Annotated in this window: 11 protein-coding genes; 3 read left to right on the top strand and 8 right to left on the bottom strand. The window is 36.8% G+C overall.

Annotated features, from left to right (window positions below):
- Nucleotides 1-182: 182 nt before the first annotated feature.
- The 8 genes from JO178_RS20430 to JO178_RS20395 form a co-directional block, all read right to left on the bottom strand.
- The gene (locus JO178_RS20430) at nt 183-641 is read right to left on the bottom strand and encodes a regulatory protein RecX (RefSeq protein WP_291939996.1); all 459 of its coding nucleotides are present in this window, start codon (nt 639-641) and stop codon (nt 183-185) included.
- A 57-nt stretch (nt 642-698) separates the two neighbouring features.
- A complete protein-coding gene (gene glyA, locus JO178_RS20425) occupies nt 699-1,964 on the bottom strand; it encodes a serine hydroxymethyltransferase (protein ID WP_291939994.1) in 1,266 nt (421 codons plus the stop codon).
- 92 nt (nt 1,965-2,056) lie between these two features.
- Nucleotides 2,057-2,977 (bottom strand): NAD(P)/FAD-dependent oxidoreductase, encoded by a 921-nt coding sequence (locus JO178_RS20420; protein WP_291939992.1) that lies wholly within the window; start codon nt 2,975-2,977, stop codon nt 2,057-2,059.
- A gap of 300 nt (nt 2,978-3,277) precedes the next feature.
- A complete protein-coding gene (locus JO178_RS20415; RefSeq protein WP_291939990.1) occupies nt 3,278-4,804 on the bottom strand; it encodes a glycosyltransferase family 39 protein in 1,527 nt (508 codons plus the stop codon).
- Between the two features lie 172 nt (nt 4,805-4,976).
- On the bottom strand, nt 4,977-6,182 hold the full coding sequence (locus tag JO178_RS20410) for an efflux RND transporter periplasmic adaptor subunit (RefSeq protein ID WP_291939989.1): 1,206 nt from the start codon (nt 6,180-6,182) through the stop codon (nt 4,977-4,979).
- 29 nt (nt 6,183-6,211) lie between these two features.
- Nucleotides 6,212-7,483 (bottom strand): ABC transporter permease, encoded by a 1,272-nt coding sequence (locus JO178_RS20405; protein ID WP_291939987.1) that lies wholly within the window; start codon nt 7,481-7,483, stop codon nt 6,212-6,214.
- 50 nt (nt 7,484-7,533) lie between these two features.
- Nucleotides 7,534-8,763, bottom strand: a complete 1,230-nt coding sequence (locus JO178_RS20400) for an ABC transporter permease (protein ID WP_291939985.1) — start codon at nt 8,761-8,763, stop codon at nt 7,534-7,536.
- 87 nt (nt 8,764-8,850) lie between these two features.
- Complete coding sequence (locus tag JO178_RS20395; protein WP_291939983.1) at nt 8,851-9,540, bottom strand: ABC transporter ATP-binding protein; 690 nt, start codon at nt 9,538-9,540, stop codon at nt 8,851-8,853.
- A gap of 423 nt (nt 9,541-9,963) precedes the next feature.
- Between JO178_RS20395 and JO178_RS20390 the strand changes: the two genes are divergently transcribed.
- Genes JO178_RS20390 through JO178_RS20380 form a run of 3 tightly spaced genes read left to right on the top strand, consistent with a single transcriptional unit; the run spans nt 9,964 to nt 12,970 of the window.
- On the top strand, nt 9,964-10,938 hold the full coding sequence (locus JO178_RS20390; protein WP_291940395.1) for a ribonucleotide-diphosphate reductase subunit beta: 975 nt from the start codon (nt 9,964-9,966) through the stop codon (nt 10,936-10,938).
- Nucleotides 10,939-10,966: 28 nt separating this feature from the next.
- On the top strand, nt 10,967-11,257 hold the full coding sequence (locus JO178_RS20385) for a hypothetical protein (protein ID WP_291939981.1): 291 nt from the start codon (nt 10,967-10,969) through the stop codon (nt 11,255-11,257).
- Between the two features lie 54 nt (nt 11,258-11,311).
- Nucleotides 11,312-12,970 carry a ribonucleoside-diphosphate reductase subunit alpha gene (locus JO178_RS20380; RefSeq protein WP_291939979.1) on the top strand — a complete coding sequence of 553 codons (1,659 nt, stop codon included), beginning with the start codon at nt 11,312-11,314 and terminating at the stop codon, nt 12,968-12,970.
- Nucleotides 12,971-12,989 lie beyond the last annotated feature (19 nt).

Below are 12,989 nucleotides of genomic sequence, written 5' to 3'. Positions count from 1 at the left end.
CAGTTGCTCAACAATTCCTCGAAAAAAGAGCTTTATTATATTTTTCGAAAAGACAGACACTTTCAAAAGCGTAAAATTATTCCTGATAAAATTCATGGTTTTTACAGATTCTAAAATATCAGCATCTATCCTTTTATTTCCTTTCAATCTTTTCTTATGTTTTTAATATTCACTTTTTATATTTAATCAAATGTATCATTTATTTTTTCATATTCAAAGCCCCGGCTCATTAAGTACTTGATCGTCTTTGATTTTTTCTGGTATTCCTGAAGCCCTTTTTGTTTGGAGAAATAATCTTCATAGATTCTTATAATGGTTTTTCTGTAATCATCTTCATGAATTTCATCAAAGCATATACTGATCATTTTTTCAGATATTTGTTTCTGCTTCAGATTCATTTTGATCTTATTTTTCCCCCAATGCTTAATATAGAATTTCCCACGAATATAACTTCTGGTAAATCTTTCTTCATTGAGATAGTTTTCTTTTAAAAGATATAACAGAATTTCTTCCTTCGCTTCATCAATAAGAAGGAATTCCCTCATTTTTTGTTCCACTTCCGCATGGCAGCGATCCTGATAAACACAATAGTTAACCAGCTTCTGCTTAATCTCTTCAAAAGTAAACGATTTCTTTTCCATAGGTAAAAAAAAAAGAATGAGCAGGCGCCCATTCTTTATATTATATTTCCAGTTATATTAATAGTTGAACAGTGCTTTCCCTTCCATTAATTCATTAACCTTCTTTCTTACGGAAGTAAGCACCTCTTCATTTTTGATATTATCTACGACTTCAGAAATAAATCCTGCAATCGTATCCATATCATTTTCTTTAAGTCCTCTTGTTGTAATGGCAGCTGTTCCTAATCTGATACCAGATGTTGTAAACGGTGACTTATCGTCAAAAGGTACCATATTTTTATTACAAGTAATATCAGCAAGCACTAATGCTTTTTCAGTTTCCTTACCATTTACTCCTTTATTTCTAAGATCTACCAACATCAGGTGATTATCCGTACCACCGCTTACAATGTCAAACCCTCTTTCGATCATGGCTTTTGACAACGCCTGAGCATTAGATCTCACTTGTTTTGCATAGGTTTCGAACTGCCCATCCAGAGCTTCTCCGAAAGCGATTGCTTTACCGGCAATTACATGCTCTAAAGGTCCTCCCTGAATTCCAGGGAATACAGCTCCGTCTAACACCTGACTCATCATTTTAACCTCTCCTTTCGGAGTTTTATGACCGTATGTATTTTCAAAGTCTTTCCCCATCATGATCATTCCTCCTCTTGGCCCTCTTAACGTTTTGTGAGTGGTAGTTGTTACTACATGACAGTGCTCAAACGGAGAATTTAATAATCCTTTGGCAACTAAACCTGCAGGGTGAGCGATATCTGCCCAAAGTGTTGCACCTATTTCATCAGCAATCTCTCTGTATTTGGCATAATCAAGGTCTCTTGAATAAGCAGAAAAACCGGCAATCATCATTTTGGGTCTTTCTCTTAGCGCTACTTCTCTCATTTGATTATAATCAATAAGACCCGTCTCTTTTTCTACTCCGTAAGAAACTACTTCATATTGAATTCCTGAAAAATTTACCGCAGAACCATGGGTAAGGTGACCTCCCATTGAAAGATCCATTCCCATAATTTTATCACCGGGTTTCAAAACGGCAAGATAAATGGCGGCATTAGCCTGAGAACCGGAATGTGGCTGTACATTTACATAATCCACTCCGAAAAGTTCTTTTGCTCTGTTGATAGCTAATGTTTCAACCTCATCTACTACTTCGCATCCACCGTAATATCTTTTTCCGGGGTATCCTTCAGCATATTTGTTTGTCAGTACACTTCCCATTGCTTTCATCACATTTTCAGAAACAAAATTTTCTGATGCAATCAGCTCCAATCCATGGGCCTGTCTTTGTCTTTCCTTTTCAATCAGGTCGAAAATAATATCCATTTTACTTTTAGTTTTTGAAATTTTTCACCCCAAATGTACGGAATTTCCGGCAAGATTTTAATATGGAAAAGGATGTTTTTCAGTCATAAAATTTAAAAACTACTGATTTCAAATTCCTCTTCCGACAACTCCTTATTAACCATTGCTCCTGCCAAACTCCCCTGAGCAACAGCATTGGCTACAGACCTCATCATAGTAACGTTATCACCACAGGCAAAAACTCCGGAAACGCTTGTCTTTTGTATAAAATCAACTTTTATAAATCCCTGCTCTGTCAGCTCACATCCTAAATCTGCTGAAACATTAAGATTTTGTGTGAAAGTTATTTTAGCATACAAAGCCTTTAACGGAGCTTCTTTTCCATTTTTAAAAATGATCTTTTGAATATATCCTTTTTCGTGTTCTATCTTTTCAATCTCATCTTCGTTTACCCGTATTGTATGCTGATTGAGCTTTCCAAGCTGCTCAGCACTAAGTTTCGTTTTCCCGTTGGTAAACAGTGTCAGTTCTTTTGTCAGATTATAGATCAGTTTTGAAAACTCAAAACCCAGATCTCCATCAGACAAAACCCCTGTTACTTCATTTCTGACTTCATAGCCATGACAGTACGGGCAATGAATTACTGATATTCCCCAGCATTCTGCAAATCCGGGAATATCCGGCATAGCATCTTTTATCCCCGAAGCCAGAATGAGCTTTTTACCATTAAAACATTCACCGGAGGAAGTTTCTATCTTAAAGCCTGAGCTTTCTTTTTTCATGACTGAAACGGTTCCGTCATAAAACCGGACGGTAGGATAGGCTTTCACCTGCTTTCTGGCAAGATCTGAAATTTCTCCCGGGGTTTTCCCATCCTGAGTAATAAAATTATGAGAATGCGGAGTTTGTTTATTGCAGGGGTTCCCGTTATCAATGATTAATACATTTCTCAGGGATCTTCCTAAAGCCATTCCTGCTGATAATCCGGCATAACTGCCTCCTATGATGATGGCATCAAAGTTTTTATTTTCCATAATATGATGACAGTTAGAAATAACAACTGTTCATGCAAAGGTAAAACAAAATCAGATAACGCAATATTGTTGCGATAATATTTTATACTATAAATTAAAAAAAAGATTCCTGAGTTGATACAAATTCAAGAATCAGTTTCTGATCAGCTCTTTTACTAAACAGCCGATCGGGTTTATATAATTTAGTTGTTTCAACTAAGTTCCGGCATTCAAAGAAATTCTTCTGACCAACCGTTTTAGCAAGAACGAATGTAGAGATTATTTCACACTTACATCTCAGTATCAAGTGTTAATAGTGTATTAATATTCTTGTTTGACTTCCCTGATCTCATTCTGAACTCTATTGTTAATATCTATTTTCGCTCCTTCAAAACTGAATATGGCAGTACCTTTCTCTCTGGCAAACGGTTTGGTGATATACTCTACCTTTTCCGTAATGTCAAAATAAGGACCTGTTTCTCTAATTTCATCCTGATTCTCTGAATAATCTTTGACTCTGATCAGGTTTTTATAGGCTTTACTTAAGTCGAACCAATTGATATAATCGGCATTGAATGAAACTGCTCTTATTCCTTTTTTTGAATAAAAATTGATAGCTCCTGCCTGTCCGTAATTGTCACATAAAACCAATGTATTTCCTGTTTTTGATAACCGGGAATATTTTTCATCCACTTTTTGGGCAAGTTCTTTCCAGCCCTGCATATCGGCAAAATCCTGAGGTAAGGAATGGTCTTCACCATCTTCCCAGCGAAGTAATCCAAATTTTTTGTACCACTCCGGATGAGCAGCTATAAATTCCGGGCTTTTATTCGGAAACAAAAGACTGTACAACGGAAAAAACAAAATCACAGGATGCAAAAGACAAACAGGCTGAATACATTTCTTTTTCCAGCCCTCTCTGAGGATAGTTCCTAAATAGGTAGTTCCAAAAGCAATATAAACAGGATAAAGTCCTATAGCATAGTAATCCTTCGCTTTAAAAAAAACAAATAATCCTATCGTAATCACATACCCCCAAAAGAAAAACCGGAACTTTTTAAAAGGAGGATAAAACAGCAAAGCATAAAAAGCAGCGATAATGGCAAAACCAATTCCAATAAAAAACAATGCCTGCGCTCTCATAAAATTCCATCTGTTCACATTCACCAGCTGTCTTTCTGACAATTCCTTCATATGATGAATCACCGGAAAATGCTGTTCATATTGCCAGATCAAATTGGGTAAAACGATAAGAAGAGTCAGAAGCCCGCTCAAGTAAAGATGCGGATTCAGAAAGATCTTTCTCTGACTGCTCAGGAGCAGTGCCGGAATAAACCCTAAGGCGAGAAAAGCAATATTGTATTTATTCAGGATTCCGATTCCGAAGACAATTCCTCCCCAATACAGCCATTTTACTTTTTCAGTACTGACATATCTGATGAGAATATAAAAAAACAACGTCCATAACAACACTTCCATGGAATTGGGCTGAAAAAACATATTCAACCGGAGTAATATAGAAAAAAGCAGTCCGGCAGATGCAAGAATTTTAGCAAACAGACTTCCATTCAGTTCTTCAATTATTTTCCAGACCACCACGATCGTTAAAGCCCCAAATAAGGCAGGAAAAAACCGGATCCAAAATTCGGATCCGCCTAACATTCTGATAAGCCAGGCAATCCATGAAGTCACAGGAGGCACCGAAAGATATCCCCACGCCAAATGATATCCCTGATCAAAATGCAGGTATTCATCGCGCTGCAGGTCGTATTCCGGGCTGACCAGAGAATATTGAAGAATAAATTTTGCAAGAATAAAAATAACAAGAACCCAATAATATTTTTTCATGATTATAACAATAAACCGGAATTAACTATAAGACATCTATCCTCAACCTATTATTACATCTAATATACAATTATTCATACAATTGCTATAGAAATATACTGATATGACAATAAAAAATCCCGAAGAGATTCCTCGGGATTTCACAGTTTAAAAAACTTATAGTGTCAGTTTATTATTTTTGCTTTGACTTTAATTCTTCTTTGTCTTTATCAGACGGGTTCCAGACTTTAATCTGAGAATCTTTTGTAATTCCGGATCCCGAAAGAACCTGAACGTTAATACCATCACTTGCGCCCAGTTTCAGATAAGCTTTCTTGAATTTTCCGTCTTGTTGTTTCACTTCAACAAAAGGAATATCTTTTCCGTCTTTCTTTTCATACTGAACCAATGATTCATCCAGTAACAATGCATTTTTCTGAGAACTTAAGACAATTTCTCCGTTTGCTGAAAAACCAGCTCTGATGTATTCATTATTAGGGTTATTAACATCACCTTCTACCGGAAATTTAATGGTTCCGGCATTATCTTTTCCTTTCGGTGCAATCATCGTCAGCCTTCCCGGAAATGTTTTATTCTGTAATGCTCCGATCACAATATTCATATCCATACCTTCCTTTAGTTTTCCGGCCTGTGCTTCATCAATTTCTCCTTTAAAGATCAACGAATTTAGATCTGCAACAGAACAAATAGTTGTACCCGCGTTAAAGTTATTGGCTTCAATTACCTGACTTCCTACTTTTACGGGAACCTCAAGAACAGTACCTGAAGCTTTAGAACGGATTTGCGTCGTAGCAAGCCCTTGCCCCTGAAGTTCGGGAGTAGCACCTGTCTTTGCAATTTGCAGTCTTTTTTGTGCTGTATTAAGCTGTTGTTGAGCATTTTTAAGATTCTGTTGTTGTGTAAACAGCTGTTGTTGAGAATTCAGGTAATCCTGTTTGGAAATTACACCTTGCTTATATAATCGTTCCTGCATTTCATACTGTTTTTGCATATTCCCGACATTCATCTGGGAATTATTGATCTGAAGCTGTGCATTCTGAACCTCCTGTTGCGCAGCATTTACCTCAGAAATACTGGGAACAATTCTTATTGTGGCAATCAATTGCCCTACTTCTACTCTATCTCCTTCTTTCACTAAAATTTTATCGATAATACCTGTAATATTCGGTTTGATCTCAATTTCTTCTTTTGGAGTAATCTTTCCGGTAGCCATTACTTTATCATCCATATTTTGAACTTTAGGCTGACGGGTCAGAAAGGCTTCCCCTTCTTTAGAGTTAGATTTTATAAGATATCCAATCCCTGAGAACAATGCCACTGCAAATAAAAGCCCTAAAAAAATATAAATGGCTTTTTTCCAAGTGAATTTCTTTTTCATACGTATAGTTTATTTTTTTAATCAAATTATTATTCTGTTCTTAACGCTTCAATAGGTCTAATTTTTACGGCTCTTTGTGCCGGTATCATTCCGATAATTAATCCTAAAATCACCATCACTGCCATTGCGGCAAATACATTTCCATAGTTTACCGTTGGATTATAAAAAGGAAACGAATCCTGTCCCTGGGTAACGGCATTCAAAATCATCAGCACAAAAATTCCAAACATGAATCCCAGCAGCCCTGAAGAGAGAGTAATCACAACACTTTCCAACAGAATCTGATTTCTCACTTCCGCCGGCTTTGCTCCTAATGCTCTTCGGATTCCGATCTCTTTTGTTCTTTCTTTTACTGTGATCAGCAAAATATTTGAAATCGCAATAACCCCTGCAAGAATAGTGAGCGTTCCCACAATAATGGTCAAAAGCTGCATCCCCGTAAGGAAGCCTGTCAGTTTTTTAAACTCTTTTCCCAAATTGAAACTTCCAAAAGCATTGGTATCTTCAGGAGAAACTTTATTTTTATTTTTCAGAACCTGCTTCACATTTTCTTCAACAGCATTCACATTAGCATTCGGTTTACTGACAATAGCAAACATATCGATCTGTTCACCTGCGTTATACATCTTCGTATAGGTAGAAAGTGGGATAAATGCCGTACGGTCGTTTTCGAAACCACCTCCTTTTTTCACTCTGAAAACGCCGATTACATTAAAGAATATTCCTTTTATATTGATAGACTGGCCAATGGGATTTTCATTTTTCTTGGAAGCAAAAAAGTTTTTATAGATTTCTTCTCCAATCACTACTACGTTTTTATTTCCCGAAACATCCGCATCATTGATATATCTTCCGAAAATAAGCTTCTTCTCTGAAATTTTATTTCCTACGGAATAATCTCCCGTAAGAGAATAAGTCCCGCTTTTTCCATTTCTTGAAATCGTTTCTCCCGGTGTTCCGGTAAAACTTCCTCTTGCATTTTGCGGGGATATATAATCAATTTCATTAATCTTTCTCTTCAGCATATCCATATCAGACAGATTAAGGTGAACATCTCTTCCTTTTGGAAATCCTTCATAGGGGATTGATGTTTTTTGAGCCCATAAAAAAATTGAATTGGTTGCAAATCCTGAAAACAATTTATCAAAACCATTTTCCATTCCTTTGGCAGCCCCAAGAAGGCTTACATACAAAAACATCCCCCATCCTACTCCAATCATGGTAAGAAATGTCCGAAGCTTATTATTCCTCAGTGAATAATAGATCTCCTGCCAAGTGTCTTTTTTAAATATGATATTCACCTTTTCGAATTATGAGTTATACATTATGAGTTATAAGTTTTACAAGCTGTTTATTCTGTTCTTAGTGCTTCAATTGGTTTAATTCTTGACGCTCTGTACGCCGGAACGAATCCTGCAATTAAGCCGGAAAAGACCAGAGCAATGAATGCCATAAAGATGGTTCCCCATCCTACGCTAGGACTTTTAATAAAGAATTCTTCAAGGCTGTCTCCTAACAGGTTTAATGTTAAAACCCCTACAGCCACTCCTACAAATCCGGAAACCACCGTAATCACTACACTCTCCTGAACAATCAGGGCTACAATTCCTTTTGGTTTTGCACCAATTGCTTTTCTTACCCCGATTTCTTTGGTTCTTTCTTTCACGATATACACCATGATGTTACTGATCCCTATAATTCCGGCCAATAAGGTTCCCAGTCCGATAAATCCTACAATAGCCGTAAGAACAGCCATAAATGTAAACGTATCGTTCATATTCTTGGCATTATTCCAGACACGGACACCATTTTCATCATCAGGAGAAACATTTTTTCTTGCTTTCAGCTTATCTCTCAGTTCGTCACCGTATTTAATTGCCTGATCCGGTGTTAGTTTATCATTATATGTGATATAGGCTGTATTCACGGTATCAGATCCTTTTTTCATCTGTTGTAAAGTCGTAATCGGAACGGTAATATGTCTTTCGTCTCTGTCTCCTCCGTCATCAGAGAACACTCCGATTACTTTAAACATTGTTCCGTTGATATCCAGTTCTTTTCCTACAGAACTTCCGTTTTTAATCAAGTCTCTTTGTACCATTCTTCCGATCACGGCCACATTTTGCTTTCTTGCCAGATCTCCGGGGCTGATATAGCGACCGTCAATAATCTTTCTGTTTTCAATAATCTGTTCTCCGGGTTCTGCACCGTGAATCTGATAAAGGCCACTTTCTTTTCCGTATTTTACCATTAAATTCACTTCATACCTGGGGCTGGATGCTCCTACTTTTTCTTTATCGGTACTGACCAGAAAATCATAGTCAGAATTATTCATGGTAACAGTCCGGTCGGATTGCAGTCCTTTATAGGCTAAAGTAGTTTTTCCTGTATAAATGGTAATCAGGTTTTTGGCATCTCCGGCAAATCCTTCAGAGAAGGCATTCTGCAGCCCTTTTCCGATCCCAAAAAGCACAATAAAAATAAACAGTCCCAAAGCCACAGTAAATCCGGAAAGTACTGTCCGGAGTACATTACTTCGGATAGAGCTGAATATTTCCTGCCAACGATCTAGGTCAAACATTTTGTAGTAGTATTAAAAGATTGAAAAATTTAAAGATGAACAGAATAGGATCCATCAATTTTCAAGTTATTTCATTCTCAAATTAATTTATAAAACGATTTGTTTAATGAACTCATCGCTTTCAATAATCCCGTCTTTCAGGACCACATTTCTTTTTGTCTGTGCAGCCACATCGGGTTCATGGGTTACCACAATAATCGTTTTTCCTTCATTGTTAATATCCTGAAGCAGCTTCATAATATCATGGGTTGTTTTTGAATCCAGTGCTCCGGTAGGTTCATCCGCCAGTACAACTTTGGGATCTGTGATCAGAGCTCTTGCAATGGCTACTCTCTGTTTCTGCCCTCCCGAAAGTTCGCTTGGAAGGTGATTAGCCCATTGCGAAAGTCCCACTTTTTCCAGGTATTCCAAAGCTTTCTGATTACGTTCTTTTCTTGGAACATTCTGATAATAGAGAGGCAGTGCTACATTTTCCAACGCTGTTTTATAACTAATCAGGTTAAAAGACTGAAAAATAAATCCTAAAAACTTGCTTCTGTATTCTGCGGCCTTTACCTCAGACAAATGCTCGATCGGAACGCCATCCAACTCGTAAGTTCCTGAATCTTTTTCATCCAGAATTCCAATGATATTAAGAAGTGTAGACTTTCCGGAACCGGAACTTCCCATAATAGAAACAAACTCACCTTCTGATATATCCAGATTAATTCCCTTGAGAACATGAAGTTTGCTTTTCCCCGTATCGTATGACTTATGTAAATCCTGAATTACTAACATTAAGTGGTCTATGTTTTATACCCAATAAGTAGAAGATACTTTCAAATTGTTACAAGAATGAAAATTAATTCAATATTTTTTTTGTTTAATTAATTTTATCTTTATTTATAACACTTTACACAAAAGTGTTTAGTTGTAACTTAAGATTTCCATCTATTTACCCACAATATCCCCTTCCAGCCTATTATTCGTGCCGGTTTCATGTAAATGTGGAAAACTTTTACAGCTAAAAGTCAGTCAATTAGTATTTACCTCTTTCAAAATCAGTTCTTTTTTTCGAACTTTGTATTTAGATTCTGATCAGAAACACAAACTTACAATGTGAATAACTTTCATTCACAACCACCAGAAAAACAAAAAGTTAGAAACTTTCTGAACGTTATCCACAGAGATCTGAATTATTTTAATTATAAAGATATTAATATGGGAATTTTTGATAAAAGAGTAAGTTATAAGCCATTTGAATACCCTGAGGTTCTTCAATTTGTAGAAGCGATCAACAAATCGTTCTGGGTACATTCGGAAGTGGATTTTACTGCAGATGTTCAGGATTTTCATTCGCAGTTGGAACCACATGAAAAGCATGCTGTGAAAAATGCGCTTTTAGCCATTGCACAGATTGAGGTGTCTGTAAAGACATTCTGGGGAAATTTATACAATCACCTTCCGAAACCGGAATTCAATGGATTAGGATCTACTTTTGCAGAATGCGAATTCCGTCATTCTGAAGCATATTCCCGTTTACTAGAGGTATTAGGATATAATGACGAGTTTCTTAATGTGATAGAAATTCCGGCTGTAAAAGGCAGAATTGAATTCCTTGGAAATGCTTTAAAACATGCCAACTCGGCAACACCTAAAGAGTATGTTTCAGCGTTATTATTATTCAGTATTCTGGTAGAAAACGTTTCTCTATTTTCTCAGTTTGCCATCATCCTTTCTTTCACGAGATTCAAAGGATTCATGAAAAATGTATCTAATATCATTGCATGGACTTCTGTAGATGAGCAGATTCACGCTAATGCAGGAATCTATTTAATCAACAAAATTCGTGAAGAACAACCTGATCTGTTATCAGACAGTGATATTGAAGACATTTACACGCTTGTGGATGAATCTATTGAAAGAGAAGGAGATATTCTGAGCTGGATTTTTGAATTGGGTGAGATCGACAATGTGTCTAAAGAAAACCTGTTAAACTTCATGAAATATCGTGTGGATGACAGTTTGAAGAAAATCAATATGAAAACAAGATATAATATTACTCCGGAACAATACAGACCAATGGTCTGGTTTGAGGAAGAAGTATTTGCCAATTCATTGGATGATTTCTTTGCCAAAAGACCTGTTGATTACACGAAACACGATAAGAGTATTACGGCCAACGATTTATTCTAATCCAACAACACAAGCACAAATATAAAAGATGATTAATGTAATCGTAAGTTACACGGTAAAACCTGAATTTGTTCCTGCAAATAAAGCAAATATTCAAAAATTTCTGGATGATTTTAAAAATTTGGATTCATCTGCGTTTGAGTATAAGGTGTATGTAAAAGAAGACGGTGTTACATTTTTACATTATTCGAACTACCTCAATGAAGAAGTTCAGCATGAGGTTTTGAATATCCCATCTTTTAAGGAGTTTCAGCGGGTAAGAGATGAAAGCGGGCTGAAAGGTTCCCACAAAGTAGAATTTTTAGAATCAATAATATAAAAAACAAAATACCGGAGTGATCCCCTCACTCCGGTGTTTGAAAATATAACATCTATGGAAGAGCAAAATTCAAATATATGGTGGCTCAACGAAGAGTCTGAGCAGATGTTGAACAGAGGATATCTGTTGAAAGGTGAAACGGTAGACGGAGCTATCGACAGAATTACCACTGCAGCAGCAAAAAGGTTATACAAACCTGAATTGCAAGCGGCTTTTAAAGAAATGATCACAAAAGGATGGATCAGTTTCTCATCTCCAGTATGGGCAAATATGGGAACACAGAGAGGTCTTCCTATTTCATGTTTCAATGTTCACATTCCGGACAGTATTGAAGGGATTACTCATAAAATGGGTGAGGTCATCATGCAGACAAAGATTGGTGGTGGTACTTCAGGATACTTCGGAGAACTTAGAAACAGAGGTACTGCTGTAACAGACAATGGTAAGTCTTCAGGAGCCGTTTCATTTATGAAGTTATTTGATACGGCAATGGATGTTGTTTCTCAGGGAGGAGTAAGAAGAGGAGCTTTTGCAGCTTATTTAGATATTGACCACGGAGATATTGAAGAATTTTTATCCATTAAAGATATCGGTAGCCCGATTCAGAATCTTTTCACCGGAATTTGTGTTCCGGATTACTGGATGCAGGATATGATTGACGGTGACATGGAGAAACGTAAAGTGTGGGCAAGAGTACTGGAAAGCCGTCAGCAAAAAGGTCTGCCTTATATTTTCTTTACAGATAATGTTAACAGAAATAAGCCACAGGTATATAAAGATCTAGGATTAGCAGTCAATGCAAGTAACCTTTGTTCTGAAATTATGCTGCCTTCTACAAGAGATGAATCTTTTATCTGCTGCTTATCTTCCATGAATCTTGAATTGTACGATGAGTGGAAGGACACGGATGCGGTAAAATTAGCCATCTACTTCCTTGATGCTGTTTTATCTGAATTTATAGATAAAACGGAAGGTAACTATTATTTACAGGGAGCCAGAAATTTCGCTATGCGTCACAGAGCTCTTGGGTTAGGTGTTTTAGGATACCACTCTTATTTACAGAAAAATATGATCCCGTTTGAAAGCTTTGAGGCTACTCAATTCAATGCAAGAGCTTTCAGACATATTAAAGAACAGGCAGAACAAGCTTCAAGAGAGCTAGCCAATATCTATGGTGAACCTGAAGTACTGAAAGGATACGGATTAAGAAATACCACAACTATGGCTATTGCTCCTACCACTTCAAGTTCAGCTATTTTAGGGCAGACTTCTCCCGGAATTGAACCTTTCTCTTCAAACTATTATAAAGCGGGGCTTGCTAAAGGAAACTTTATGCGTAAGAACAAGTATTTAGCAAAATTATTAGAAGAAAAAGGTTTAGATAATGAAGAAACCTGGAGAACAATCATGCTGAACCACGGTTCTGTACAACACCTTAATGAGCTTACTCCTGAAGAAAAGGCAGTATTCAAAACGTTCAAAGAAATTTCTCCGATGGAAATTATTTCTCAGGCGGCACAGAGACAACAATATATCGATCAGGCTCAGTCGCTGAATCTTCAGATTCCTTCTACAATGCCTGTAAAAGATGTCAACTATCTGTACATTGAGGCATGGAAGAAAGGGGTAAAAACACTTTACTACCAAAGAAGTTCTTCTGTTTCAAAGGAAATGATGGTGAATTTTGTGACATGCTCAGCTTGTGAAGCATAAATCCAAATAATAAACACGC

Origin of the sequence: Chryseobacterium sp. (assembly GCF_019236175.1) — a bacterium.
Classification (GTDB): Bacteria; Bacteroidota; Bacteroidia; order Flavobacteriales; family Weeksellaceae; genus Chryseobacterium.
The sequence above is the reverse complement of the archived record's forward strand: the minus strand, read 5'-3'. Positions and strand labels throughout refer to the sequence as shown.